This is a genomic window from Arthrobacter sp. SLBN-83, from assembly GCF_006715285.1.
Taxonomy (GTDB): domain Bacteria; phylum Actinomycetota; class Actinomycetes; order Actinomycetales; family Micrococcaceae; genus Arthrobacter.
This window is the reverse complement of sequence record NZ_VFMX01000001.1, coordinates 2,136,009-2,161,778: the sequence shown is the minus strand read 5'-3', so window position 1 is coordinate 2,161,778 and position 25,770 is coordinate 2,136,009. Positions and strand designations below refer to the sequence as shown.

Here is a 25,770-nt window from a genome sequence, read left to right as displayed (position 1 = left end):
ATTGCCGCTTGGCAGCCGAAGTCAGGTCTTAAGGCCCGAAAAACCGGCCGGCAAAAAGCGCAGTCTAGAGGCCGGAGTAGGAGTGGAGCCCGTTGAACAACGTGTTCACGATGGTGAAGTTGAAGATCACGCAGAGGTAGCCCACGATCGACAGCCATGCGGCGCGGGTTCCGGTCCAGCCACGGGTGGCACGGGCGTGCAGGTAGCCGGCGTAGACAACCCAGATAACGAACGTCCACACTTCCTTGGTATCCCAGCCCCAGAACCGGCCCCAGGCCTTCTCGGCCCAGATGGCACCGAACATCAGAGTGAAGGTCCAGCCGATGAAGGCGATGGCGTTGATGCGGTAGGACAGGTTTTCCAGGCTCAGGGCGGAGGGCACCAGACGCATGAAACCGAGCTTGTCCTTGCCGTCGGTGGCCACGGTCTTCTGCCGGTGGGACTGCACCAGCTGCAGGGCGGACATGGCGAAGGTCAGGGTGAACAGGGCCGAGGAAAGCACCGCGATGGAAACGTGGATGACCAGCCAGTAGCTCTGCAGGGCGGGAACCAAGTGGCCCACGGGGGTCCAGAAGGCCACCGAAGCCGCCACCATCATGATGATGACCAGGCCCACCACAAAGGTGCCCAGGAAGCGGAGGTCGCGGCGGATCAGCGAGAGCAGGAACACCGCCGCCACCAGGAAGGCGCCGGTGGTGAGGAATTCGTACATGTTGCCCCACGGCACGCGGCCCGCGCCCAGCGCGCGGGTGACCACGCCGGCGCCGTGGATGACGGCGGCGAGGATGGTCAGGGCTACGGCGACCCGGGCCGGAACCCGGCGCTCCGTGGCGTACTTCATGTCGCCGTCGGCCGTTACCACACCGCCGGTTCCCGCACCGCCGGCCTTGGCGGACGACGACGGGCGCTCGGCGCGGTCGGCGGGCCCGTCCAGGCGGCCCCCGGCAGAGCCTGCACCCACTCCTGCGGCTACGGGAACCTTGGCGGTTGTCCCGGCCTGGGCGGCCTTGGCGTCAACCGCCCGCAGTGCCTTGCTGCTCTTGGCCAGGTCCCAGGCGAAGGCGATGAAGGCCACCGTGTAGGTACCCGCCGCCAACAGCATGAAGAGTTCGCTGTACTGGCCCATGGTTTCGTTGATTCCAAATGGCATTACTGGTCCTTTTCGGGCCCTGTGGGGCCTGCTGGGGTGGTGACGGAGCCGGCGGCAGTTTCAGTGGAGCCTGCGGCAGTATCGACGGAGCCTGCGACATTATCGCCTGTCCGGCTGGGAGTTTGCTGGGACGGAGCGGTGCCTTCAGACGCGGTGCCTTCGGAGTCGGCGTCGTCAGGCAGCTGCCACTCCGTGGTGAACAGCTTACGGAGCGCCGCTGCTTCCCCGGCCAGGCGGTGGTCCTCGCCGCGGGCCAGGAGACCGTATTCCACCATGGTGCGGCCGTCTGCGGCAGTACCGGTGCGCACCCAGACGCGGCGACGGTTGACGTAGAGCGAGAGGATCAGCCCGGCCACGGCCAGCAGGGCGAACACCAGGGCGGAGGCTTGTCCGGGGTTGTGGTGGATGTCCACGCCGATGTAGCGCTTCACGCCGTCGAAGCTGATGCTGCCCTTGCCGTCGGGCAGGGTGTAGGTGGAGCCGGGGGCCAGCGTGATGCCGCCAGCCGCCAGGTTCCTGGCGTTGAGCGGGGTGAGGTTCTTGACGTCCAATTCGAAGACGTTCTGCGGCGCACCCTTGTTCAGGCCCAGGTCGCCATAGTACGAGTTCAGGGTCAGCTGCGGGTTGAACAGTTCGGGGTCGGCGCTGAAGGACACGTTCTTGTCATTGACGAACGCGGTGGGGAGGAAGAAGCCCACGAATCCCAGCTGGTCCGGCTGGGCGTCCGGAACCTTGATCACCACGGAGGAGTAGTAGTTCTGGCCCTGCAGCTTGGCCACCACCGGCCCCTGCATGGCCACGTTTCCGGCCCCGTCCCGGATGGTCACCACCGGTGCGTAGCCGTTGCCGGTGAGGTAGATGCTGGTGCCGCCCAGGCTGACGGGATCGTTGACCTTCAGTATTTCCTGCTTGGGCGGCGCGTCCGGGTTTTCCTTGGTGGTGACGGTGGCGGCGAAGTCGATGGGCTGGCCGAACTTGCCCTTGGACTCACGGTCAAAGGTGATGTTGAACTTGTCCAGCTGGAGGGAGTACGGCTGCAGCTGGCTGGACTGGAAGTTGGTGCCCGGGTTGAACTGGTCGTAGCCCACCAGGGTGTTCACGAAGGTGTCGCCTTCCACCAGGATGCGCTGGCCGCTGTAGCCGAACAGGCCGCCGGCGGCCACGGACACCAGCACGCCGATGAGCGAGGTGTGGAACACCAGGTTGCCCACTTCTTTCAGGAAGCCGCGCTCGGCACCCAGGGACGGCAGGGCGCCGTCGGCATCCCGCACCTCAACCCGGTAGCCGCGCTTGCGCAGCAGCCCCGCGGCACCGTTGATGGCGTCCGACGCCGGGATGCCGGCGCCGGAGGGAATCACCATGGTGCCGTATTCCGGCAGCCGGGACAGGCGCTGCGGAGTACGCGGCGGCTGGGAGCGCATGGCCTTGTAATGGGCGATGGCGCGCGGCACCACGCAGCCGATCAGTGAGATGAACAGCAGCAGGTAGATCGCCGAGAACCACACGGAGGAGTAGACGTCGTACAGCTGCAGGGAGTCCAGCAGCTTGCCGTACTCCGGGTGGTCCTTGATGTACTGCGTCACCGTGGCCGGGTTGGCCGGGCGCTGCGGGAACAGCGACCCGGGAACGGCGGCGACGGCGAGGAGCAGCAGGAGGAACAGCGCGGTGCGCATGCTGGTCAGCTGGGTCCAGGCCCACCGGAGCATGCCCTTGAGTCCCAGCGCCGGGAGGGCGGCCTGGGCCTTCGCCTCGGCGACAGGGGCGGATTGCTTCTTTTTTACCTTCACACGCTCGCTCATCAGATCGGCAACTTCACGTCGGTTTGGAACCAGTACTGCAGCCCGGTCACCCAGGCACCCCACACGCCGGTGGCCATCAGCAGCCCCAGGACCACCAGGATTCCGCCGCCGGTCCGCTGGATGGCCAGCCGGTGCTTGCGGAAGAACGCCATCACGCCCATTCCCCGGCGCAGGGCCAGGGCGATCAGCAGGAACGGAATGCCCAGCCCCAGGCTGTACACAAATGCCAGGAACGCGCCCTTGGCGGCTGAGGATCCGCCGGAGAGGCTCAGCAGCTGCACGGCTGAGTAGGTGGGGCCGATGCACGGCGCCCAGCCCAGCCCGAAGGTCAGGCCCAGCAGCGGTGCGCCCCAGAGACCGGCCGGCGGCTTGGCGTGGATTTTTGCATCCCGCTGAAGCCAGCTGAAGCCGCCCATGAACACGATGCCCATGATGACCACCAGGATGCCCAGGAGCTGGGTGATCCAGGCGTTTTGGCTGCCGGTGATAAGGGTGCCCAGCTGGCCGAACGCGCCGCCCAGCAGGACGAAGATCACGGAGAAGCCCAGGACGAACAATCCAATGCCGGCCAGCATCCGGCCGCGCTTTTGCTTTTGCAGGTCCACGCCGCTCAGGCCCGTCACGTATCCCAGGTAGCCGGGGACCAGCGGAAGGACGCAGGGCGAAAGGAAGGAGACCAGTCCGGCGAGCAGCGCCACCGGGATGGCCAGCAGGAGGGAGCCGCTGAGGATGGCTTCGGCGAAGGGGCTGTTCACGGGGTCCCGGCCTGTCCCTATTCCGCCACGGCGGCGGTGATGAGGGCCTTCAGGGTGCCCTTCTCGATCTCGCCGAGGACGCGGGAGGCCACCCGTCCCTGCTTGTCCAGGACCAGCGTGGTGGGCACGGCTCCGGGCGGCACCAGGCCGGACACGGACAGCAGGACGCCGCCGTCCTTGTCGTTAAAGCTGGGGTAGGTCAGGTTGAAGGTCTTCTCGAACGCCTCGGCCGTGGGCTTCTCGTCGCGGAGGTTGACGCCGAAGAACTGGACGCCCTGGTCCTTGAACTCCTGGTGCAGCGCCTCCAGGAGCGGCGCTTCCACCCGGCAGGGGGCGCAGGCTGCGAACCAGAAGTTCAGGACGCTCACCTTGCCCTGGAAGTCGGCCGGGGTGACGGCGGTGCCGTTGAAGAGGGCACCCTGGATCTGCACAGCCTCCTTGCGGTCCGCGGCGGCAAACTCGGTGACGGAGCCGTCACCGGCAACATAGTTCTTGTTGTCCCCCGCCTTGGCCTGCTTGGCCAGGGCGTCCTCCTGCGCGCAGCCGGACAGGCCAAGGGTCAGCGCGGTCAGGGCCATGCCGCCGGCGGCCAGCAGGCTGCGGCGCGAGGGAAGGTTGTTGTTGCTCACTACTAGGCTCCAGGGGTGCTGGCGGCACCGGGAAGAAGGGATGCTGCGGGTTCGCTGTACTCCACCCGGAGCAGCGATCCGGCGTCGTCGAACACCAGAGACGTGACGGAGGTCAGGGTGCACTCGCGCTTGCGAGGATCGTGCCACAGGGGCCGCCCTTCCGCGCTCAGCCGGGTGGCCCAGATGGGCAGCTGGTGGCTGACCAGGATGGCCTCGGGGCCTTCGGTGCCGAAATCGCCCGCTGCGAGTTCGATGGCCTTCCGGCGCGCGTCCTGCGCGGCGGCTGCCACCCGTGCCGCCTGCTGCTTGTACGGCTCGCCCCAGGACGGGCGCAGGGGGTTGACCAGGTGGGGCCAGTGCCGGGGCCGGCGCAGTTCGCCCTTGGTGACCTTCATGCCCTCGAAGTAGTTTTCGGCTTCGATGATCCGCGCGTCCGTGTGGATGCGCAGCTGCAGGGCTTCCGACGTCGGCCGTGCAGTTTCCTGCGCACGCTCAAGCGGGGAGGCAGCCAGGTAGGTGATGCGGGCCCCGCGCTCAGCGCGCTGCCGGAAGTGCTCCGCAAGCATCCGGGCCATCTCCTGGCCCAGCTCGGAAAGGTGGAAATCGGGGAGCCGCCCATAGAGAACGCCGTCGGGATTATGGACCTCGCCGTGGCGGAGCAGATGGACAGTGGCTTGGGGCATGTTTACCAGTTTCTCAAAGATGGCGCGCGATCCGAAATCTTCTACATGCAGTAGAACTGAAGTTTTTGAAGAAATGTTCCGGACCCGGGAACAAAAGATGCAAATGCATGTTTATACTGGATGCAGCAAGTTAGTTGAGGCTTCAACTTATGAAGCTTCAACATCTCAACAGGTACAGCTATATAAGGAGCAACATCATGGCACTTCCCGCAGACGTCACCACCGGCACCTGGACCCTGGACAACTCCCACAGCGAGATCGGTTTCACCGTCCGCCACGCGGGCATCAGCAAGGTCCGCGGCCAGTTCACCGAAGCCGCCGCCACCCTGGACCTGGCCGAGGATGTGGCGGATTCCAAGATCAACGCCACCATCAAGACCGCCAGCTTCGACTCCGGCGACGCCAACCGCGACGGCCACGTCAAGGGCGGGGATTTCTTCGACGTTGAGAAATTCCCCGAGATCTCCTTCGTCTCCAACGGCCTGGTGGCCAAGGGCAACAGCTACGAACTCACCGGCGACCTGACCATCAAGGGCGTTACCCGTCCCGTGACCCTGGAAACCGAGTTCAACGGCGTGGCCGTGGACCCGTTCGGAAACACCCGCGCCGGCGTCTCCGCCGAGACCACCATCAGCCGCAAGGACTTCGGCCTGACCTGGAACGCCGTCCTGGAAACCGGCGGCGTGCTGGTCAGCGACAAGGTGGCCATCAACCTGGAGCTCGCCTTCATCGCTCCCGCAGCCTAATTCCCCCCTTCATGGCACCCCGGCCTGCCTGCACGGCACGGCCGGGGTGCCGTGTTTAACGGGCAAAGGTACACCGGCAAACGCGTGCATCGACACCTCCCGAATCATCCACAACGCCGCCCGCCGGGGGTACGGTGGACTTAAGCCATGCTGGGGGGAAGGCTGAGGACCGATTCCCGGCAGCCTACCTGGATCCCGACCCTGCAGAAGGAACGCCCATGAGTACTCCTCCCGTCCCGCCTCCCGGGTCCGAAGACCCGCATACCAGCAACGGACAATCCGGCAACGACCAGTCCGGAGCCCAGCCCCCGCGCTACGGCCAAAACGCACCGCAGTACGGCCAGAACCAGCCCCAGTACGGCTCGCAGCAGCCGCCGGCAGCACCGCAATATGGCCAGAATGCCCCGCAGTACGGCCAGAACGCACCGCAGTATGGGTCGCAGGGATCCCAGTATGGGCAGAACGCCCCCCAGGTTCCCGGCTACGGGCAGCCCCAGAGAGGCCAGTCCCAGTACGGCCAGTCGCCGTATGGACAGTCCCCTTACGGCCAGTACCCCTCCGAGCAGCCGCAGCCGGCCGGAAGCAACGGCGTTCCCCAACTGGTGAACATCTCCTTTTGGCTGCTCATTGCGTCGGGGGTGATTTTCGTCATCGGCATGATCCTCGGGCTCACCCAGCTGGACAGCCCCGAGCTCCGGCAGCTTTTTGAACAGCAGATGCGCTCCAGCGGGACAGACATCAGCTACGACAGCATGAAGAGCTTCATTGCCGGCACGCTGGTGGTCTTCGGCATCATCGGTGCCGCGCTCTACCTGCTGGTGGCCTTCTTCATCCGCAAGGGCAGGAACTGGGCCCGCATCCTGGGAACAGTTTTCGCGGCCCTGTCCATTTTTGGCCTGTTTGGGGTTCCCTCCATCGGAACGCTGGGAACTGTCCTGGGCATCGTAGCCATCGTGCTGCTTTACCTGCCTGCAGCTGCGCCGTACTTCCGGAAGCAGCAGCCCTTCGCCAACCCGTACTCCGGTGGATTCGGCAACCCCTACGGGCGGTAACCAGCACGTCCGCCGGGAAACAAGCGGCCCGGGAAGCAGCAATGCTTCCCGGGCCGCCTGCGGTAAGCCGGCGCCTAGGCCGTCTGGCCGGGTGTCTGTGCCCGCTGGGCGTGATAGGCCAGGATCTGGAGTTCGGTGGCCATGTCCACCTTGCGCAGGTTGACGCCGTCGGGAACCTGCAGCATCACCGGCGCGAAACTCAGGACACTGTGCACGCCCGCCGCCACCACCCGGTCACAGACGCCCTGGGCCACGGCGGCCGGAAGCGCGAGCACCACCATGTTGGCCCCGGTCCGATGCAGGACTGTTTCGAGGTCCGCCACGTCGCTGACCCGCAGCCATCCCACTTCGCTGCCCACCACCATCTGGTCGGCGTCGAAAATGGCCACGACGTCGAACCCTCGGGACTCGAAGCCGCCGTACCGGGCCAGGGCCTTGCCCAGGTTGCCGGCCCCGACAATGGCCACTTTCCAGTCGTGCGTCAGTCCAAGTGCGGCGGCGATATGGCGGCTGAGGTACTGCACCTCGTAGCCCACGCCCCTGGTTCCGTACGATCCCACGTAGGAGAGGTCCTTGCGCAGGGTTGAGGAACTGACGCCGGAGGCCTCCGCCAGCGATTCGGAGGAGACGCGCTCCACGCCCTCCGCGAGCAGGGTGTTCAGGGCACGGAGGTAGAGCGTCAGCCGGGCTACGGCGGCAGGCGGTATCTGCTTGGGCGGGGTGCCCGTGGCGTCCGGAAGGTCCGGGAGGGGCTGCGGCGTTGAGTCCAGGGAGGTCACCGGTACTCCCTACTGGGCCATGGCGCGCTGCAGCACGCGTTCCAGCCGGGTTTCGTCGATCTTCCAGAAGTCGCGCTGCACGCCGTCCACCAACACCACCGGGATCTCCTCGGCGTAGCGCTCGCGCAGCTCGGGTTGGTTGTCCACCAACTCTTCGCTCCACGTGAGGCCCAATGAGGCAGTAACCCGGCTGACGGCGTCGCGCGCGTCTTCGCAAAGGTGGCAGTCAGCTTTGGTGACCAGGACGACGCGGGGTGTAGCCATGGCTTAACGGTATCGCCGTTCGCGTGCTGCCGGTGACGCCGACGGCGGCAGGCCACTGGATTGACTAGACTCAAGTCCATGCCCGAGGAGAAATACGTCGCCGTAGTCACGCGCCCGGTTGCCGAGCCGCAGCCAGGCGAAGCGGCGTTCTTCGACGTGGACAACACCCTGATGCGCGGAGCCAGCCTCTTCCATGTGGCGCGGAAGATGCACCAGCGCGGAGCGTTCACCCTGGCCCAGGCCGCCGGCTTCGCGTGGAAGCAGTTCAAGTTCGTGGCGCGCGGGGAAAACATCGACGATGTCCATGCCGTGCGGGATTCTGCCCTGACACTGGCCGCAGGGATCACCGTTGACGACATCAAGGCGCTGGGCGAAGAGGTCTATGACGAAATGATTGCGTCGCGGATCTGGCCCGGGGCCAAGGCACTGGCGGAACAGCACCTCAGGGTGGGCCGCCGCGTCTGGCTGGTGACGGCCACACCCATCGAGGTGGCCACCGTGATCTCCACCCGCCTGGGACTGACCGGAGCGTTGGGGACGGTGGGCGAGGTGTCGGACGGCATGTACACCGGCCGGCTGGTGGGCGACATCCTGCACGGCTCAGCCAAGGCCGTGGCTGTCCAGACCATTGCCGACGAGGAAGGCCTGGACCTCAAGCGTTGCTGGGCCTACAGCGACTCCTACAATGACGTCCCGCTGCTGTCGCTGGTGGGGCACCCCGTTGCCATCAACCCGGACGCCAAGCTGCGCCGCCACGCCCGCGACCGCAACTGGCCGGTCTACGACTTCCGCGCCGGCCGCCGGGCTGCCACCTTCGGCCTCAAGGCAGCCACTTTTGGCGGTGCCATATACGGCCTCTGGAAGGGCTTCGCCCGGATGCGCGGCCCGCGGGCCTAGCCAGGGAAGTAGCCCGGGAACTAGCCCGGCGTGTAGCCCGGTTAAAGAAAATGCCCGCCGCCTCGGAAGGCGACGGGCTTTTCCACGCTGTTCGAAGTATTCCTACTTCTTGTTGCGGCGCTGGTGACGGGTCTTGCGAAGCAGCTTGCGGTGCTTCTTCTTGGCCATACGCTTGCGACGCTTCTTAATAACTGAACCCACGAAAGTTCCTTACAAACTAGATGCAGTACCTGTCTGATGGAGAATGTCCGTGGACAAAGCTACGAACTGAACAACTGACAGATTCTTACAATGACGTAAAACGTTCCTTAACAGGGTACCGCCTATCAGGAGCGGCTCAGGACAGAGCCTCAGGCGGTCTCGGTGTGGCCGTCCACGACAGCACCCTTGAGGTACTGTTCAACGGCGTTTTCGGGGACCCGGTAGGAGCGGCCGAAGCGTACCGCCGGCATTTCGCCGGAGTGCACCAGCCGGTAGACAGTCATTTTGGAGACGCGCATGACCTCGGCCACTTCAGCCACGGTCAGGAACTTCGCGTTGGAGAAGTTCTGTTCTGCCGACATTTCCCTATTTTCCTTTGCTGACGGATGGACAACAGTGACCCCAGGTACGTGCCAATGCGGTGTTCCGATGCTGAGCCATCCACCAACCACCTAAATAGATACTCTAGATGTTCATGTGGCAGATGTGAAAGTAGGGCGCCCCCCCTATTTCACCCCCCCTATTTGGCCTGCCTCCGCTTCCGCGCCGATGCCGCCAGCTGCTCCAGGACGGACGCGGAAACATCCCAGTCCATGCAGGCATCCGTGACGCTTTGGCCGTAGACCAGTTCAGAGCGCCCTGCTGCGTGTTCCGCGACGTCCAGGTTCTGGGCCCCGCCCACCAGGAAGCTTTCCAGCATGACGCCTGCCACGGCGCGCGCCGCCGTCCCGCCGTCCTCCAGCTGCGCGCCGATCTCCAGCGCCACCTCGGCCTGCCGGTGGTGGCTCTTGCCGCTGTTGGCATGGCTGGCGTCGACGATGAGGCGCGGGTTCAGTCCCTTGCCCGCCAGCTCGCTGGAGGCACGTTCGACGTCGGCCGCTGAGTAATTGGGCCCCTTGCGGCCGCCGCGGAGGATGACGTGGGTGTCCGGGTTCCCGGCCGTCGCCACCAGTGCCGCCCGGCCCTCGCCGTCAATCCCCAGGAACGCCTGGGCCGCCGCCGCGGCCCCGCAGGCGTCGATGGCAACTTGCAGGCCGCCGTCGGTCCCGTTCTTGAAGCCGATGGGCATGGACAGGCCGGAGGCAAGCTGCCGGTGGATCTGGCTTTCGGTGGTGCGGGCACCGATGGCGCCCCAGGAGATGAGGTCAGCCATGTACTGGGGGCTGATTGGCTCCAGGAATTCGGTGGCGGTGGGCAGGCCCAGGGCGGTGACCTGCTGCAGGAACTGCCGGGCAGTGCGGAGGCCGGTGACCATGTCGTGGCTGCCATCCAGCCGGGGATCGTTGATCAGGCCCTTCCAGCCCACCGTGGTGCGCGGCTTTTCGAAGTAGGTCCGCATGACGATCAGCAGGTCTTCCTTGTGCTTTTCGGCCTGGCTGACCAGCCGGCGGGCGTACTCCAGCCCTGCCTTGGGGTCGTGGATGGAACAGGGACCCACGATGACCAGCAAACGGTCGTCCACGCCGTCCATGATGGCGCGGACCTCATCGCGTCCGCGTTCGACGACGGCAGCTGCCCGGGCGTCCAGGGGCAGGTCTGCGAGGAGGTCGGAGGGGGTGGGCAGCGGGGTGAATTCGCTGACCCGCAGGTTCGACGTGGACTTGGTCTCGGTGGCGGGGGCTGATGCTGTTGCGGTGCTCATGTTGGGGGTCCTGTTCCAGATGGGAAGCGGGCCCGGATTTCAGAACCCGCCGGAGAAACGGCGAAGGGCAGAGAATAATCTCTGCCCTGTTGGCTCTGAAGGAATGCTGGATGCGTGTCAGTTAGACGCGGGCCCCTCCAGAGCCAACGAAAAATACGCATACCAACGGTTAGTCATGGAAGAGACCATAAACCCGGGTGCGCGTGGCCGCAAAATCAGCGTCCGTCACATTTGTTTCATCGCGACTTCTGGAGGCCTGCCACCAGTTCGGCGTGTTTCTGGTCCGTGAGCCGATACCAGGACATGATGACGACGGCGGCCAGCACCAATGCGGCCGGCAGCAGTCCGGCGGCGGCGCGGATGGCCGTGAGCGCCGGCGCCGCCTGCTCCTGGACGGACGAGGAGTAGCCGCCCCACGCCAGTGCGAAGGCGACCAATCCGCCGCCGAAGCCCATGCCCAGCTTCCGGGTGGCGGCCAGGAGGGCGTAATTGATGCCCTGGACCCGGACGCCTGTTTTCCACTCCCCGTATTCCACGGTGTCCGCGATGAGCGCCCAGGTGAGGATGCTTACCGTCGCGGCCGAAAGCTGGGCCAGGACCATCCCGGCCACCGCCAGCCAGGGGGCTTCTGCCGGCGCCAGGAAAACCACCAGTCCGCCTGCAGCGCCGAGGGCGCAGCCAGCAGCGAACACTGCCTTCTTGCCCCATCTGCCGACAGGGCGCGGCATCAGCACGGCAAGCGCCAGGGTAATGACCACCTGCGATGCCGCCATCAGGGGGAAGAGGTCCAGGCGGGCCAGGACATCGCGCAGGTAGTAGAACTGCGACGCCACGGTGGCGGAGTTTCCTGTCACCAGCAGTACCGAACTGAGGCAAAGTACCACCAGGGGCGAATTGACCCTGAGAGCGTCGATGGTTTGGCGCCAGGTGATTTTGGGAACGCTGCCGGCAACTTGTTCCCGGCAGGCGGTCCCGGTGAACACGTACAGGCCGGAGCCCAGCACCGCGAAGACCAGTGTCATCACGGTGAAGATCTGCTGGACATCCCCGCCCCTGCCCAGGAGCGGCGCCACGAAGAACCCCAGCGTCGCCCCTACCGACAGGCCGCCGATGGTCCGCGCTCCCGCCAGCCTGGCCCGGTCGCGGGGGTCCTGGGTCATGGCGCCCACCAGGCAGCCGTAGGGGACGTTGACCAGGCTGTAGGCAAGGCAGACCAGGAAGTAGGTGCAGTAGGCGTAGAGCAGCTTCAGGCCTGGCTCGACGTCGGGCACATGGAAAACGGCCACGCCCAGCACCAGCGGAACAAAGCCGAAGAGCAGGAAGGGCCGGAACTTTCCCCACCGCTGGCTGTGGAAACGGTCAACGATCCTGCCGGCAGCGATGTCCGTGAAGGCGTTGAACACCCTCGCAACCACCAGCAGGGTTCCGGCAGCTGCCGCTCCGATCCCCGCCACATCGGTGTAGTAGACCAGCAGGAACATGTTGGCAGTACTGATGATCATGCTGTTGGCTGCGTCGCCGGCACCGTAGCCTACGATTGCGGCCGTGTTCAGTGGCTTCATTTCTTCCTGTCCCCGAGCGAGAAACCGCTTTCTCACCCGAACAGGAATCTACCCCAGAATCTTGCGCAGAAACACCAGTTGCCGGATCCACTGGTGCTCCTGGCCGCCTTCGTGGTTGTTGAACCGGTACACCTCGATCTCCTTGGCAGCTCCCGTGGCGGATGCGGCGGATGTCCCGGAGCCGTAGGCGTTGAAGCTGGCGAAGACGGTGGACGGCGGGCAGATATCGTCCATCTGGGCAGCCGAGTACAGCGCCGGCGCGGTGGCATACCGGGCCAGGTTGACGCCGTCGAAATAGTTGAGGACGGCGAGGGCGTCGTCGTAGCGCTCCCGGTGCCGGGCCAGGAACTGGGCAATTTCCGGGTACGGTCCGCGTGGAGTGATGTCGATGGCGCGGGGGAAGTCCTGCAGGAACGGAACGTCGGGCAGCGCGGCGATGACGCCGTCGAGCCGTCCGGCGGTGAGCCCCGCCGTGGCCACCACCAGGCCGCCGCCCTGGCTCACCCCGGCCAGCACCACTTTGGCGGCGTCGACGGCGGGGTGGGCCTGGGCGGCTTCCACGGCGCGGAACGCGTCCACATACACCCGGCGGTAGTAGTAGTCCTCGCGGCTGGTGATGCCCCTGGTCATGAGGCCGGCGTGCGCCACGTCCCCGGCTGACGGGTGCGGATCCGCGGTGTGCCCCAGCGTGCCGCCGTACCCCTGGCCGCGGGTGTCCATGATGAAGTGCGCGTACCCGGCCTGTGCCCAGCGCGTGTCCTGGTTCACCAGGCCGCGGCCGCCCGAGTAGCCGATGTAGTTCACCACCACGGGAAGTTGGGCACCTGCCTCCCGGTTGGCAGGCAGGTGCAGCCAGCCCTTGACCGGTGCGCCGCCGAAGCCGGAGAAGGTGACATCGAAGGTGTCGATCACCGTGAGGTAGTTCTCCACCGGCTCGAAGGTTGCATTGAGCGGCAAGGCGCGGGCTTCGTCGAGGGTGGCATCCCAGAACGCGTCCAGGTCTTCCGGCGGCGTGACCTCGGAGGTGTAGCTGCGCAGCTGTGCCAGGGGAAGGTCGAAGAGGGGCATCGTTGTCCTGTTCTGTTTTCGGTTGTGCGGCGGCTCGCGGTGAGTTCGTCTATTTCTACTGCACGTACCCCTGGTGGACGCTGACAAGCGGTTCGTAGCGGCGCAGGGTGGTTCCGGCCGCCACGATTTCGCGCAGGTGCGGCAGGCCGCCGGTGGCGGCCCCGGCGGCGCGTGCCTGGACGAGTACATTGCCCAGGGCGGTGGCTTCAACCGGGCCGGCGATCACCGGCTTGCCGGTGGCGTTGGCGGTGAGCTGGCAGAGCAGGGCGTTCTGCGAGCCTCCGCCCACCACGTGCACCACCTCCACCGGACGGTCCGCCAGGCGCTCCGCGTCCGTGATGGTCCTGGCATAGCCTGCCGCGAGGCTGTCCATGATGCAGCGCGTAATGGCCGCTGGATCATTCGCCAGGTCCGCACCCGCACGCCGCACAGCGGCGCGGATGCGCTCGGGCATGTTGTCCGGGGCGATGAAGTCCGGATCATCGGCATTGATCTGCGGCCCGCCGGCGGGAAGTGCCGCGGCGGCAGCCAGGAGGGCGGCAAGGTCCGGCTGGAAACCTTCGCCGGCCCACGCCCGCTGGCATTCGCTCAGCAGCCATAGCCCACCCACGTTCCGCAGGTAGCGGATGGTGCCGTCCACGCCGCGTTCATTGGTGAAGTTCGCCGCACGGCTGGCCTGGGTGAGGACGGGGTGCTTCAGTTCCAGGCCCACCAGGGACCAGGTGCCGGAGGAGATGTAGGCGAAGGCCTCATCCCCGGCGGGAACTGCGGCGACGGCGGAGGCGGTGTCGTGGGAGCCGACCGCCACCACCGTGGTTTCCGCCGGAAGGCCCACAGCCCGGGCCACGTCCGGCAGGAGGGTGCCGTACGCCTCACCGGGCTGGATCAGCGGCGGGAACAGGTCCTTCCGCAGGCCCAGTGACGCAAAGAACTCGGTGGCCCACTCCCCCGCAACAGCGTCGAACAGTCCCGTGGTGGAGGCGTTGGTGGCCTCGGTACGGCGCGCCCCGGTAAGTAGGAACGCGATCAGGTCCGGGATGAGCAGCGCCTGCAGCCCGTCCAGGTCCTGCTCGGTGGCCAGCTGGTAGATGGTGTTGAACTGCAGGAACTGCAGCCCCGTGGTCTGGTACAGGCGCGCCGGGTCCAGTATGGCGTGCACGGTGTCGACGGCGGTGCGGCTGCGGTCGTCGCGGTAGCTGAACGGCTGCGCCGCCAGTTTCCCGGCGTCGTCCACCAGGCCGTAGTCCACGGCCCAGGTGTCGATGCCGATGCTCGCGATGGTTTCGCCCTGCACCGCGGCCACCGTGGCGGCAGCACGCAGGCCCTCGAGCACCTTCGCGTACAGGGCGTCGAAGTCCCAGTGGAGGCCGCCGTCGTGCTCCACCACGCCGTTGGGGAAGCGGTGGACGGTCTCCAGCGCCGCCCCGGCCGGGGAAACCCGTCCCAGCATTACGCGCCCCGAGGAGGCTCCGATGTCGACGGCGGCGAACACACCCGGGGTGGGCACGCCGCCGTCGGCACTCTTAGGCAAGGCACTCACCGCAGGAAGGCTGCGGCCACTCCGGCGTCCACGGGGATGTGCAGGCCGGTGGTGTGGGACAGTTCGTTGCTGGTGAGCACGGCGGCGGCGTTGGCCACGTGCTCGGGCAGGACCTCGCGCTTGAGCAGGGTGCGCTGGGCGTAGTACTCGCCCAATTTCTCCTCGTCCACGCCGTAGACCGCGGCGCGCTTGGCACCCCAGCCGCCGGCGAAGATCCCGGAACCGCGGACCACGCCATCGGGGTTGATGCCGTTGACCCGGATACCGTGCTCACCGAGTTCGGCCGCGAGCAGCCGGACCTGGTGGGCCTGGTCTGCCTTGGTGGCGGAGTAGGCAATGTTGTTAGGGCCCGCGAACACGGAGTTCTTGGAGGAGATGTAGATGATGTCCCCACCCATCCCCTGCGCGATCATGACCTTCGCAGCGGCCTTGGCCACCAGGAACGAGCCCTTGGCCATGACGTTGTGCTGCAGGTCCCAGTCCTTTTCGGTGGTTTCCAGCAGCGGCTTGGAGATGGACAGCCCGGCGTTGTTGACCACCAGGTCCACGCCGCCGAACGCCAGGACAGCCGCGTCGATCGCGGCAGCGACCTGGGTCTCGTCGGTCACGTCGGCCTGGACGCCGATGGCGACGTCGGCACCGCCCAGTTCCTCGGCGACCTTTTGTGCGTTCTCAAGGTTCAGGTCGGCGATGACAACGCACGCGCCGTCGGACGCCAGACGCGTGGCGATGGCCTTGCCGATGCCGGATGCGGCACCGGTGACCAGCGCGATGCGGGTGGCGTGGGACTTGGGCTTGGGCATCCGGGCCAGCTTGGCTTCCTCCAGCGCCCAGTACTCAATCCGAAACTTCTCGGCTTCCTCAATCGGGGCGTACGTGGAGATGGCTTCGGCGCCGCGCATGACGTTGATGGCATTGATGTAGAACTCGCCGGCCACCCGGGCGGTCTGCTTATCCTTGCCATAGGAGAACATGCCCACGCCGGGGACCAGGACGATCGCCGGGTCCGCTCCGCGCAGCGCCGGACTGTTCTCGTCCTTATGCCGGTCGTAGTAGGCCTGGTAGTCCTCCCGGTAGTCGGCGTGCAGCTCGTGCAGCCGCGCGATGGAGTCCTCGATCGTGGCGTCGGCGGGCAGGTCCAGGATCAGCGGCTTGACCTTGGTGCGCAGGAAGTGGTCCGGGCAGGACGTGCCCAGCGCGCCCAGGCGCGGGTGCTCGGCGCTTTCCAGGAAGTCCAGGACGACGGCGTCATCGCTGAAGTGCCCCAGCTGCGGCTTGTCCGTGGAGGCGAGGCCGCGGATCACGGGTGCCAGGGCTGCGGCCTTGGCGCGCCGCTCCTCTTGGGGCAGGGCCCCGTAGCCGGGCAGCTTGGGGCCGAAGGGCTCGGTCTTGCCGTTGTCCCTGATGTACTTCTCCGCCTGCTCGATGATCCATAGAGAATTGGCCTCGGCCTCTTCGCTGGTGGCACCCCAGGCGGTGATGCCGTGCCCGCCCAGGATGGTGCCAATGGCCTGCGGGTTGGCGTCCTTGATTGCAGCGATGTCCAGGCCCAGCTGGAACCCGGGACGGCGCCACGGCACCCAAACCACCTTGTTCCCGAAGATCTTGGCGGTCAGCGCCTCGCCCTCGGCCGCCGTCGCGATCGCGATGCCGGAGTCCGGGTGCAGGTGGTCCACGTGCGCGGCGTCCACCAGCCCGTGCATGGCCGTGTCGATCGAGGGGGCCGCGCCGCCCTTGCCGTGCAGGCAGTAATCGAACGCGGCCACCATCTCGTCCTCGCGCTCCACGCCCGGGTAGACGTTCTTCAGCGCATTCAGCCGGTCCAGGCGCAGTACCGCAAGGTTCTGCTCCTTCAGCGTGCCCAGGTCCCCGCCGGAACCCTTCACCCACAGGAGTTCGACGTCCTCACCGGTTACCGGGTCCGTTTCGGTGCCCTTGGCGGAGGTGTTGCCGCCGGCGAAGTTGGTGTTCCGCTTATCCGCGCCCAGGCGGTTGGAACGGGAGATCAGGTCTTCAACAGTCTTGTTGCTCATAACTCTTATGCGCCCCATCCGGCTTGCTGGCCGCCCACGCGGTCCTCGTTGATCTTCTTTTGGTAACCGCTGGCTTTGAAGGCGGCCATCGGATCCGCCGGCAGGCCCCGGGATTCACGCCATTCGGCCAGGATGGGCCGGACGTCGGTGTAGAACGCATCGTTGAAGATACCGTTGGCGGCCAGGACATCCCCGGCGCGCTGGGCTTCGTCCAAGGCGGCCGTGTCCACCAGCAGGGCGCGCAGCGTCATCTCCTGGACGTTCAGCACCGACCGGATCTGGCCCGGGATCTTCTCCTCCAGGTTGTGGCACTGGTCCAGCATCAGGGCCACGCCCGAGTCCTTGCCGTACCCGCCGCCGCGAATCACCTCGTGCATGATGCGGAAGAGCTGGAACGGGTCCGCGGCACCCACGATCAGGTCATCGTCCGCATAGAAGCGCGAGTTGAAGTCGAAGGAACCCAGCTTGCCCAGGCGCAGCAGCTGCATCACGATGAACTCGATGTTCGTGCCAGGCGCGTGGTGGCCGGTATCCAGGCAAACGAACGCCTTCTCCCCCAGGGCCAGCGTCTGGGCGTAGGAGGTGCCCCAGTCCGGAACATCCGTGTGATAGAAAGCCGGCTCGAAGAACTTGTACTCCAGCACCAGCCGCTGCTCATCGCCCAAGGCCGCGTAAATCTCCTGCAGCGATTCTGCCAGCCGGTCCTGGCGCCCGCGCAGATCGTCCTGCCCCGGGTAGTTGGTCCCGTCCGCCAGCCAGATCTTCAGATCGCGGGACCCGGTGGCATGCATGATCTCGATGCAGTCCAGGTGGTGGTCGACCGCCCGGCGGCGGACGGCCTCATTGGAGGACGTCAGGGAGCCGAATTTGTACTCGTCATCCTGGAAGGTGTTCGAGTTGATCGTGCCCAGGCCAACACCCAGGCCGGCGGCGTAGTCCTTCAACGCGGCGTAGTCGTCCACCTTGTCCCATGGAATGTGCAGGGCCACGGTTGGGGCAAGGCCGGTCAGCTCGTGCACCTTGGCGGCGTCCGCCAGCTTCTCCTGCACGGTCCGCGGCGTGCCCGGCGTACCGAACACCCTGAACCGCGTACCCGAATTTCCATAGGCCCATGAAGGGACCTCAATGGCAAGCTCCCCGAGCCTGCCCAGCGCCGTTGCTACGTCATTCATGATGGTTCTTTCCGGTGTTTGAGCGTCATTCTGCTGCATTGTGGTTGGTGCCCCGCTGCTGGAGCCGTGCTGGTTTTGTGCCCCGTTCAGCCCGCGGAGGGGTGGGCCGCCAACTGGCTGTCGAGGTTGAAGACTTCCTCAAGGACCTGGAACCCTTCGTCGGGTGCCTGGCCGGATTCTTCGAAAAGCGTTGCCATCTCTGCCTGCCAGCGGGCGTTGACGTCCGTGAGGGCCATGCGGGCGCGGACGGCGTCGAAGTCGTCGCATTCCACGTAGCCCACCAGGAGTCCGTCTTCGCCGAGGAAGAGGGAATAGTTGTGCCAGCCCGCTTCCTTGAGGGCGTGCAGCATCTCCGGCCAGACCTCTGCGTGGCGCCGGCGGTACTCATCAATCAGCGCCGGCTGGACTGAGGAACGGAAGCACACCCTCATTGGAACTCCTCTTCAAACTTCACGATTTTTTGAATCGTTTCATTGGTACGATTCAAAGTACTCTTGGATTTGAGCAGGTGTCAAGCAATGGCAAGAACTTTTGATTTCCCGCGCGGTACCAACTGCCGCGGGCATATCGGCACGGAGAATCGATGAACCGCACAGCCAGCATCAAGGACGTCGCCACCCACGCGGGCGTGGCCGTGGGCACCGTCTCCAACGTCCTGAACTATCCGGACCGCGTGTCGGAGCGGACCAAGGAGCGGGTGCTGCGCGCCATCGATGACCTCGGCTTCGTCCGCAACGACGCCGCCCGGCAGCTCCGCGTTGGCCACAGCCGCACCATCGGCCTCATCGTCCTGGACGTGGGAAACCCCTTCTTCACCTCCGTGGTCCGGGCGGCCGAGGACGCGGCCGCCCTACAGGGAAGTGCAGTCCTGCTCGGCGACAGCGGCCACAATGCCGGGCGCGAGGCCAACTACATCGACCTCTTCCAGGAACAGCGCGTCCAGGGCCTGCTGATTTCCCCGGTGGGCGATATAACGGAGAGGCTGGACCTCCTCCGCGAGCGCGGAGTGCCCACGGTTCTGGTGGACCGGCTGGCTGACGAATCCAAGTTCAGTTCGGTCGCAGTGGACGACGACGCCGGCGGGTACCTTGCCGCCCGGCATCTGCTGGACACCGGCCGCCGCCGGCTCGCCTTTGTTGGCGGCCCCACCTCCATCCGGCAGGTGGCGGACCGTCTCCAGGGGGCCCAGCGGGCCGTGAAGGAGGAGCCGGAAGCCACACTGGAGGTGCTGGAAGCCGAGGGTCAGACCGTGCTGGCCGGCCGCAGCGTGGGCGACATGCTGGTGGAACGGGGCAGGGAAGAGTTGCCGGAGGGAATTTTCTGCGCCAACGACCTCCTGGCCCTGGGCGTCATGCAGTCGCTCACCATGACCCATACCTTCCGCATCCCGGAGGACGTGGCATTGATTGGTTACGACGACATTGATTTCTCAGCGTCGGCAGTGGTGCCGCTTTCCTCCATCCGCCAGCCGACGGAACTGCTGGGCCGGACGGCCATCGAGTTGCTGTCCGAGGAAGTGGAGTCGCAAAATCCGGTCCACCGGTCCGTGGTGTTCACCCCCGAACTGGTGGTCCGGCAGAGCACGGACGCACCCTCCGCAGGTTAGGCCGGCAGGGTAAGGGCTATTTGCCGGACTGCTGCAGCCACTTCATGGAGTCACTCCGGGAAGTGAAGAAGCGCGTGGGGCACGGCGGGATGTGCACGCCCAGGAAAAAGTTGGCGATGATCCGGTCCACGGGACTTGCCCCCAGCAGGGCGATCCGATTGGCCGCACAAGGGATGGAGAAGACCGAGCGCGCCTGGATGCTGACATTCTCGGTGGTGGCCATGTCCACCAGCATGGGATAGGTGCCGTCGCCGGCTATGCGGTTCACCGCAGCCATGGCCGCCTGTGCATCCTCAACTTCAATGCGGACGCTGGGCTCCCAAATGAGGTGGATGATGCCATCGGCGCGCAACTCCACCGTGCCCTTGCCGCCGTCGACCATTACGGGTTCCATGGCCCGCCTCCCTCCAGTGGGCAGTTCCTGACCCCACTATCTTGCCTTAGCGCGGGGAGCCGGGACGACGGCCCCGCGCCGGGCGGCCCTGCAGTCGGCTTGACTAATCAGCATACTTACTAATAGGTTGTCGACGTGCCCGTGGCCTGGATCACCATCTGGAGCTGCGTGTCGCGGCCCGCGAGGGCTGCATCTGAACAACTGCATTTGAAATAACCAGTTCCGCCGGGGTTCTCCATGGGGGCGGAGCCTCGGGGGGTTCACTGCGCCGCAACCCGGCGCTGAAAGGATTTACCGAAAATGCGAACAAAGGTCTCAGCTTCAGTCACCGCCATTGCCCTCTCCGGCGCCATGCTCTTCGGCATGGCAGGCCCGGCGACGGCAGCGGCTCCAGCGGCTCCTTCTGCCGCTTCCCAGTCATCACAGGTTGCCAACGTAACGGGAACCATCAACCAGACCATTGACGGCGTTGGCACCTTCGTAGGCTCGTTCACGCCGTCCGGCTTCAGCGCCCAGAATGGCCAGCTGACCGTCACCGGCCTGGTGCAGGGTACCTTCACGGACCTTAACGGCGTTGCCACCCCGGTCACCCAGACGGTAACCACCACCGCCGCGGCGGCACCCTCCACCGCGGCTGCCCTGGCGTCCGGGGGCAGCTGCGACGTCCTGAACCTGGTCCTCGGTCCGCTGCACCTGGATCTCCTGGGGCTTAACGTGGACCTGAACCAGGTGGTCCTGGACATCACGTCCCAGACCGGAGCGGGCAACCTGGTGGGCAACCTCCTTTGCGCCGTCACCGGCCTCCTGGATGGCGGGACCGGCCTGAACGGCCTGGCCAACCTGCTCAACCGCATCCTGGGGCTCTAGTTCCCGGAACGTAACCTGCAATGCCAACAAAGCGGGCGGCCCCGAAAGGGCCGCCCGCTTTGCCATGCATATGCTCGCCGGCCTAAAGCTTTTCCACTGCCAGGTTCCGGTAGGCAGCCCGGAGCGGCGCCATCTGGCGAAAGCCGATCCGGCCCCCGCCAAGCACCCTGTCCGACGAATCACGCCACTCAAAGAGCGGCAGCCCGTTGATGGAAAACGCCACCAGCGGGCCGTCCTTGAGCACTTCCATCCGGTAGAAGTCCATGGCGTCTTCCGCGGGCGGCAGCGGGTCCGCACCCTGGGCCACCAGTTCGAACCCGGCGCTCTTGCGCAGGTTGCAGGTCCGGAACGCCCGCTCGGACTGGTACTTGTGCCGGAAATAGGAGACGTGCAGGGTATCGATGTCGCCGGAGTGGTACTGCGGGTAGTAGCCGGTCCTGGCCGCAAGCTCCGGGCTGAAGAGGTCCAGCCCGCCATGGCCGGCTGCGGCGAAGAACAGCATGGCCAGGCCGGGTTCCGCGAGCGGCAGGAACTCCCAGCTGATGCGGATGCCATCCGGAAATTCCTCCGGGCACCAGAACGTCCAGTGCGCGTGGTCGCCGAACTCCTGGTCGTCCAGGCTCCCGGACAGTTCCAGTGCACCGTCGTGGCTGCCTAGGCTTAGCGGCCCCTCCGCCACCCACCCGGCAACGTCGTCCGGCCCGGCCAGCGGGTTGCGGTAAAGGACGCCAGCCTCCAGGCCTGCCATGCCCACCTAGCTGCGTCCCGCCGTCGGGCTTAACTCCCTAACACCGGGCGGCCGGTGTGCGCCGACCGCCCCGTACCCCAGCCCGCCAAGCTGCCCGGCCACTTCCCCCGCCACCAGCGCGGCCCCTTGCCGCGAAAAATGGGTATCGTCGGCCAAGCCGTGGGGCCAGTGCGCGTGCTCACCGGGCCCAAAGTGGCAAAAGAGCTCACGGGACCGGCCCGGACCCAGCCGCAGATACAGGTCCCGAGTCCAGGCGTTCAGGTCCAGCACGGGGACTCCCAGCTCCAGGGCGAGTTCGCGGACCACCTCGGGATAGTCCTCCAGGCTTTCCTCCAGAACAGCGTCCGACGACGGCGCGTCCAGGAAGTGCCGGCGCTCCACCGGTGTGCAGAGCATCGGAGCGGCGCCCAGGGCACGCACCTCGGCCACCAAAGTGCGCAGGTTTGCCGCGTACCCGGTGCGGGCCGCCAGATGCTGCTTCTTCTGGTCGTTGTGGCCGAACTGGATGAGCACCAGGTCGCCGGCGCCTGCCTCGGCGAGCAGGGCCGCCCACAGCCCCTCGGCACGGAAGGATTCGGTGCTGGCACCGCCCTTGGCGAAGTTGTGCACAGCGCCCCACGTATAGGTAAGCGGGGCCAGCTGGGCACCCCACCCACTCATGGGGAACTCGTGGGTGGGACAGTTGGCCACGGTGGAGTCGCCGGCCAGCAGGATCTTCATGGTGTTCTTTCCTCTGATGGTTCAGCCCTTGACGGAGCCTATGAGCATGCCCTTGGCGAAGTGCTTCTGCAGGAACGGATAGAAAATGAGGATGGGCAACGTGGCCACCACGATCACGGCGAACTTGATGCCCTGTTCAGGCGGAATGTAGTTGGGATCCACGTTGCCGGTGCCCAACAGGTCCGACGCGGCAGTGACCTGGCGCAGGTACATCTGCAGGGTCCACTTGGAGTTGTCGCTCAGGTACAGCAGGGGCGACATGAAGTCATTCCAGATGCCCACGGCGTAGAACAGGGCGAAGGTTGCCAGGACCGGTTTGGACAGCGGCAGCAGGATCCGCCAGAGGATCCCGATTTCGGTGGCCCCGTCCATCTTGGCCGACTCCTCCAGCTCAGCCGGGAGCTCCTGGAAGAAGTTCTTGATGATGATCAGGCTGAACGGGTTGATCGCGGCCGGCAGGATCAGGGCCCAGTAGGAGTTGAGGAGGCCCAGGTCCTTGACCAGCAGGAATGTGGGGATCATGCCGCCGGAGAACACCATGGCGAAGACCACCAGGGACAGGATCACGTTCCTGCCGCGCAGTGTCTTCTTGGCCAATGGGTAGGCCATGGTCACGGTGAAGGCCAACTGGACCAGGGTGCCCACTGCCGTGACCAGGATGGTGGTCACCAGGGCGCGGACAAACGCCGGGGTGGCGAAAATGTACTCGTAGGAGCCCAGGGTGAACTGCTCGGGCCAGACGAAGAACGCCCTTCGGGTGATCTCGGCCTCGGTTGCGAAGGAACCGGCGAAGACGTAGACGAACGGCAGCAGCGTGATGATGCCGATCAGGGACAGGAAAACGTAGTTGGCGGCGTCAAAGATGCGCCCGCCGCGGGTGTTGTGGATCTTCATTAGAACAGTCCGCTCTGGTTGAATCGCTTGGCCAGCCAGTTGGTGCCGAAGATCAGCACGATGCCCACCAGGGATTTGAACAGGCCCACCGCGGTGGAGTAGCTGTAGGCGCCCTGGGTGATGCCCACGAAGTAGACGTAGGTATCAAAGACGTCCGCCACTTCGCGGTTGAGGGCATTGGTCATCAGGTAGATCTGTTCGAAGCCGGTGTTGAGCATCTGGCCGATGGCCAGGATCAGCATCACGATGATGGTGGAGCGGATCGCGGGCAGGGTGATGTGCCAGACCCGGCGGAAGCGGCCGGCGCCGTCGATGATGGCGGCCTCGTACTGGTCCTGGTCCACGGTGGCGAGGGCGGCCAGGAAGATAATGGTGCCCCAGCCGGTGTTCTTCCAGATTTCCTGGAGCACGATCAGGGGCCGGAACCAGGCCGGGTCGCTTAGGAAGTCGATGTTGGTGCCCATGATCCCGTTGAGCGTCTTGAACAGCGGTCCGATGTCCAGGGCGAACAGCAGGAAGCTCAGCGAGGCCACGATGGTCCACGACAGGAAGTGCGGGATGTACACCAGGGTCTGGACGGTGCGCTTGAGGATGGACAGCCGGACCTCATTCAAAAGCAGAGCCAGGATGATGGTCAGCGGGAAGGCTACCCCAAGGTTCAGGAATGCCAGGATCAGGGTGTTGCCCAGCAGCCGGGGAAAGTCCGGGTTGGCGAAGAAGTCCTCAAAGTTCCGAAACCCCACCCAGGGGCTGCCGTTAACGCCCAGGAAGGGGACATAGTCCTTGAAGGCGATGGATACCCCATACATGGGGGCGTAGCGGAACACCGCGAAGTACACCACGCCGGGCAGCAGCAGCAGGTACAGCCACTTGTAGTGCGCAAAATGGACCGAGAACCTGCCCCCTTTCCGGGGAGCGGGCGTGGTCTTGCCCGCCCGCTCTCCGGCGAGGGTGTCAATGACAGGGGTTGCCATTTACTTGTTTTCCTGCCAGAGCTTGTTGATCTCTTCCTTGACCTTGTCGCCGCCGCTGGTGTCCCACAGCTTGATGGCGTCCTTGAGGCCCTGCTCATCGATCTGGCCGGCCAGGTACTTGATGCGCGCATCGGCCACGATGTTGTCCAACTGGGCACCCTTGGCCACGTAGGTTGCGGAAACGTAAGGCGCGGCCGGGTTGTAGACGGCGCTCTTGAGGTCCTCAGCCATGACGTCGGTGCGCTTGTCGAAGACCTGCTGTTCGTAGTCCGTGGGCTGCTTGACCGGGTAGAAGGTGTTTCCCGCAACGTTCATGCCCAGCTGGGCATAGCTCTTGATGTCAGTGGTGACAGCCTTGCCCTCCGGGGTTTCCGGCTTGATCGTGGCCGCCTTGCCGTCCTCCACCTTGAAGTTCACGCCCTCAATGCCGTTATTCAGCAGGATGGCCACGTCCTTGCCGTTCATGGTGTTGAGGAACTGCAGGACCTTGTCCAGCTCAGCCTCGGTCTTGACGCTGGCCTTGGGCACAGCCAGGAAGCCCGAGTAACCGTCGGTGGGGTGGGCGTGCAGCTTGCCGTCGGGCCCTTCGAGGTTTCCGACGAAGCCCACCTTGTTCTGGAAGTTGTTGGGGTCTGCCTGCTTGAAGAGATTGATCAGGACGCTCACCCGGGAATCGACGTCAACGATGATGCCGCCCTTGCCATTGAAGAACGGCTCGTTCCATTTGGTGCTGTCAAAGGTGGCAAAGTCGGGGTTGATGAGCTTCTCGTCCACCATTTTCTTGATGAACCGGTCGGCTTCGAGGAATTCGTCGGTCTCGAAGCTGGGCACGAGTTTCCCGTCCCGCTCCGTCCAGCGGTTCCCGGCTCCGTACCACTCCTCGATCACGTCGTACGGGCTGTTGGTACCCAGCGCACCCCACTTGGGGATGGTGATGCCGTAGGTGTCATTCTGGCCGTTGCCGTCCGGATCCTGCTCAGTGAAGGCCTTGGCCACTTTGTACAGGTCCTCGACGGTCTTGGGCGGCTGCAGGCCCAGCTTGTCCAGCCAGTCCTGGCGGAACATGACCGCTGTCCGCATGGGAGCCCGGCCCCGGAACACGCCGTAGACCTTGCCGTTGACGCTGGCGTTCTTCTGGATGTCCGGGAACGTGGTCTTGAGGTTCGGATACTTGTCCAGCTTGTCCGTGAGGTCCCAGAACGCACCGGCCTGGGCGTTCTTGACGAAGCCTGGAGTCTTCCCCTGGATCACCATGACCTGCGGGATGTCCGATCCCGCCAGCGTGATGTTGGTCTTGTCTTCGTAGGAGGCGTTGGGGGCCCAGTTGATCTTGACCTGCTTGCCGGTGAGCTCCTCAAGCTTCTTCTGGACTGCGCCGTCCGCGGCAGGCGGCTGTGCTTCAAGGAACGGGGCCATGATGGAGACGGAGGTGAGGTCGGCGGCCGGGGCGTCACCGCCGCCGCTGCACGCTGTCAGGCTCAGGGCCGTCGCAGTAACGACGGCGGCGGCGAGGGAAAGTTTCCTACGGATCATTATTTTCCTTTTCCACTTCGTTGGGGTTGAGCCGGGCGGTTGGGCCCAGCTTTGATACGTTT

The 25,770-nt window shown here is 65.5% G+C and carries 27 protein-coding genes; 5 read left to right on the top strand and 22 right to left on the bottom strand.

The features are described 5' to 3' along the window. Positions 1–64 precede the first annotated feature (64 nt). The 5 genes from ccsB to FBY30_RS09900 are packed head-to-tail and all read right to left on the bottom strand — an operon-like array spanning position 65 to position 5,016. Positions 65–1,150 carry a c-type cytochrome biogenesis protein CcsB gene (gene ccsB / locus FBY30_RS09920; protein ID WP_142132729.1) on the bottom strand — a complete coding sequence of 362 codons (1,086 nt, stop codon included), beginning with the start codon at positions 1,148–1,150 and terminating at the stop codon, positions 65–67. Beyond that, entirely contained in the window at positions 1,150–2,949 is a 1,800-nt protein-coding gene (resB, locus tag FBY30_RS09915; RefSeq protein ID WP_142132728.1) for a cytochrome c biogenesis protein ResB, read from the bottom strand. The genes ccsB and resB overlap by 1 nt, the downstream gene beginning before the upstream one ends. Beyond that, positions 2,949–3,704 (bottom strand): cytochrome c biogenesis CcdA family protein, encoded by a 756-nt coding sequence (locus tag FBY30_RS09910; RefSeq protein WP_142132727.1) that lies wholly within the window; start codon positions 3,702–3,704, stop codon positions 2,949–2,951. Before FBY30_RS09910 ends, resB begins: the two co-directional genes overlap by 1 nt. Positions 3,705–3,721: 17 nt before the next feature. Beyond that, positions 3,722–4,282: a TlpA family protein disulfide reductase gene (locus FBY30_RS09905; RefSeq protein ID WP_200830762.1), complete on the bottom strand. Its 561-nt coding sequence runs from the start codon at positions 4,280–4,282 to the stop codon at positions 3,722–3,724. Positions 4,283–4,335: 53 nt separating this feature from the next. Next, complete coding sequence (locus tag FBY30_RS09900; RefSeq protein WP_142132726.1) at positions 4,336–5,016, bottom strand: histidine phosphatase family protein; 681 nt, start codon at positions 5,014–5,016, stop codon at positions 4,336–4,338. A 197-nt stretch (positions 5,017–5,213) separates the two neighbouring features. On the opposite strand from FBY30_RS09900, the gene FBY30_RS09895 reads away from it, so the two are divergent. Continuing rightward, the gene (locus tag FBY30_RS09895; RefSeq protein WP_142132725.1) at positions 5,214–5,762 is read left to right on the top strand and encodes a YceI family protein; all 549 of its coding nucleotides are present in this window, start codon (positions 5,214–5,216) and stop codon (positions 5,760–5,762) included. A gap of 218 nt (positions 5,763–5,980) precedes the next feature. Then, complete coding sequence (locus FBY30_RS09890; RefSeq protein WP_142132724.1) at positions 5,981–6,814, top strand: hypothetical protein; 834 nt, start codon at positions 5,981–5,983, stop codon at positions 6,812–6,814. A 74-nt stretch (positions 6,815–6,888) separates the two neighbouring features. Here the strand turns inward: FBY30_RS09890 and FBY30_RS09885 are convergent, their stop codons facing one another. Beyond that, a complete protein-coding gene (locus FBY30_RS09885; protein ID WP_142132723.1) occupies positions 6,889–7,593 on the bottom strand; it encodes a redox-sensing transcriptional repressor Rex in 705 nt (234 codons plus the stop codon). 9 nt (positions 7,594–7,602) lie between these two features. After that, positions 7,603–7,857, bottom strand: coding sequence for a glutaredoxin family protein (locus FBY30_RS09880; RefSeq protein WP_142132722.1), 255 nt, complete (start codon positions 7,855–7,857; stop codon positions 7,603–7,605). A gap of 78 nt (positions 7,858–7,935) precedes the next feature. Here FBY30_RS09880 and FBY30_RS09875 point away from each other — a divergent pair, with 78 nt between their 5' ends. Further along, positions 7,936–8,754 carry an HAD family hydrolase gene (locus FBY30_RS09875; RefSeq protein WP_142132721.1) on the top strand — a complete coding sequence of 273 codons (819 nt, stop codon included), beginning with the start codon at positions 7,936–7,938 and terminating at the stop codon, positions 8,752–8,754. A 102-nt stretch (positions 8,755–8,856) separates the two neighbouring features. On the opposite strand, the gene FBY30_RS09870 is transcribed toward FBY30_RS09875, so the two are convergent. The 9 genes from FBY30_RS09870 to FBY30_RS09830 all read right to left on the bottom strand — a co-directional run bounded on the left by FBY30_RS09870 (position 8,857) and on the right by FBY30_RS09830 (position 18,403). Next, positions 8,857–8,955, bottom strand: coding sequence for a 30S ribosomal protein bS22 (locus FBY30_RS09870; RefSeq protein WP_003792170.1), 99 nt, complete (start codon positions 8,953–8,955; stop codon positions 8,857–8,859). 149 nt (positions 8,956–9,104) lie between these two features. Beyond that, positions 9,105–9,317 (bottom strand): helix-turn-helix domain-containing protein, encoded by a 213-nt coding sequence (locus FBY30_RS09865; RefSeq protein ID WP_043452394.1) that lies wholly within the window; start codon positions 9,315–9,317, stop codon positions 9,105–9,107. A 158-nt stretch (positions 9,318–9,475) separates the two neighbouring features. After that, positions 9,476–10,597, bottom strand: a complete 1,122-nt coding sequence (locus FBY30_RS09860; RefSeq protein WP_142132720.1) for a 3-deoxy-7-phosphoheptulonate synthase — start codon at positions 10,595–10,597, stop codon at positions 9,476–9,478. Positions 10,598–10,833: 236 nt separating this feature from the next. After that, positions 10,834–12,159 carry a glycoside-pentoside-hexuronide (GPH):cation symporter gene (locus FBY30_RS09855; RefSeq protein ID WP_142132719.1) on the bottom strand — a complete coding sequence of 442 codons (1,326 nt, stop codon included), beginning with the start codon at positions 12,157–12,159 and terminating at the stop codon, positions 10,834–10,836. A gap of 48 nt (positions 12,160–12,207) precedes the next feature. Continuing rightward, positions 12,208–13,227: an acetylxylan esterase gene (locus tag FBY30_RS09850; RefSeq protein WP_142132718.1), complete on the bottom strand. Its 1,020-nt coding sequence runs from the start codon at positions 13,225–13,227 to the stop codon at positions 12,208–12,210. A gap of 55 nt (positions 13,228–13,282) precedes the next feature. Continuing rightward, positions 13,283–14,767, bottom strand: a complete 1,485-nt coding sequence (locus tag FBY30_RS09845) for a rhamnulokinase (protein WP_442858278.1) — start codon at positions 14,765–14,767, stop codon at positions 13,283–13,285. Next, positions 14,764–16,800, bottom strand: coding sequence for a bifunctional aldolase/short-chain dehydrogenase (locus tag FBY30_RS09840; protein WP_200830665.1), 2,037 nt, complete (start codon positions 16,798–16,800; stop codon positions 14,764–14,766). The genes FBY30_RS09845 and FBY30_RS09840 overlap by 4 nt, the downstream gene beginning before the upstream one ends. Before the next feature lie 5 nt (positions 16,801–16,805). Then, positions 16,806–17,972: an L-rhamnose isomerase gene (gene rhaI, locus FBY30_RS09835; protein WP_142132716.1), complete on the bottom strand. Its 1,167-nt coding sequence runs from the start codon at positions 17,970–17,972 to the stop codon at positions 16,806–16,808. An 86-nt stretch (positions 17,973–18,058) separates the two neighbouring features. After that, the gene (locus FBY30_RS09830) at positions 18,059–18,403 is read right to left on the bottom strand and encodes an L-rhamnose mutarotase (RefSeq protein WP_142132715.1); all 345 of its coding nucleotides are present in this window, start codon (positions 18,401–18,403) and stop codon (positions 18,059–18,061) included. Positions 18,404–18,555: 152 nt separating this feature from the next. On the opposite strand from FBY30_RS09830, the gene FBY30_RS09825 reads away from it, so the two are divergent. Further along, positions 18,556–19,578 (top strand): LacI family DNA-binding transcriptional regulator, encoded by a 1,023-nt coding sequence (locus FBY30_RS09825; protein ID WP_142132714.1) that lies wholly within the window; start codon positions 18,556–18,558, stop codon positions 19,576–19,578. 16 nt (positions 19,579–19,594) lie between these two features. Here FBY30_RS09825 and FBY30_RS09820 read toward each other — a convergent pair whose 3' ends face one another. Next, positions 19,595–19,972: a DUF7793 family protein gene (locus tag FBY30_RS09820; protein WP_142132713.1), complete on the bottom strand. Its 378-nt coding sequence runs from the start codon at positions 19,970–19,972 to the stop codon at positions 19,595–19,597. 300 nt (positions 19,973–20,272) lie between these two features. Here FBY30_RS09820 and FBY30_RS09815 point away from each other — a divergent pair, with 300 nt between their 5' ends. Further along, positions 20,273–20,839 (top strand): ABC transporter substrate-binding protein, encoded by a 567-nt coding sequence (locus tag FBY30_RS09815; protein WP_142132712.1) that lies wholly within the window; start codon positions 20,273–20,275, stop codon positions 20,837–20,839. Between the two features lie 82 nt (positions 20,840–20,921). Here the strand turns inward: FBY30_RS09815 and FBY30_RS09810 are convergent, their stop codons facing one another. The 5 genes from FBY30_RS09810 to FBY30_RS09790 are packed head-to-tail and all read right to left on the bottom strand — an operon-like array spanning position 20,922 to position 25,708. Continuing rightward, positions 20,922–21,587, bottom strand: coding sequence for a DUF1961 family protein (locus FBY30_RS09810; protein ID WP_235009392.1), 666 nt, complete (start codon positions 21,585–21,587; stop codon positions 20,922–20,924). A gap of 6 nt (positions 21,588–21,593) precedes the next feature. After that, the gene (locus tag FBY30_RS09805) at positions 21,594–22,307 is read right to left on the bottom strand and encodes a rhamnogalacturonan acetylesterase (RefSeq protein ID WP_142132710.1); all 714 of its coding nucleotides are present in this window, start codon (positions 22,305–22,307) and stop codon (positions 21,594–21,596) included. 21 nt (positions 22,308–22,328) lie between these two features. Beyond that, positions 22,329–23,201: a carbohydrate ABC transporter permease gene (locus FBY30_RS09800; RefSeq protein WP_142132709.1), complete on the bottom strand. Its 873-nt coding sequence runs from the start codon at positions 23,199–23,201 to the stop codon at positions 22,329–22,331. Then, a complete protein-coding gene (locus FBY30_RS09795) occupies positions 23,201–24,175 on the bottom strand; it encodes an ABC transporter permease (protein ID WP_142132708.1) in 975 nt (324 codons plus the stop codon). The genes FBY30_RS09800 and FBY30_RS09795 overlap by 1 nt, the downstream gene beginning before the upstream one ends. Next, complete coding sequence (locus FBY30_RS09790; RefSeq protein ID WP_142132707.1) at positions 24,176–25,708, bottom strand: extracellular solute-binding protein; 1,533 nt, start codon at positions 25,706–25,708, stop codon at positions 24,176–24,178. Between the last annotated feature and the right edge of the window lie 62 nt (positions 25,709–25,770).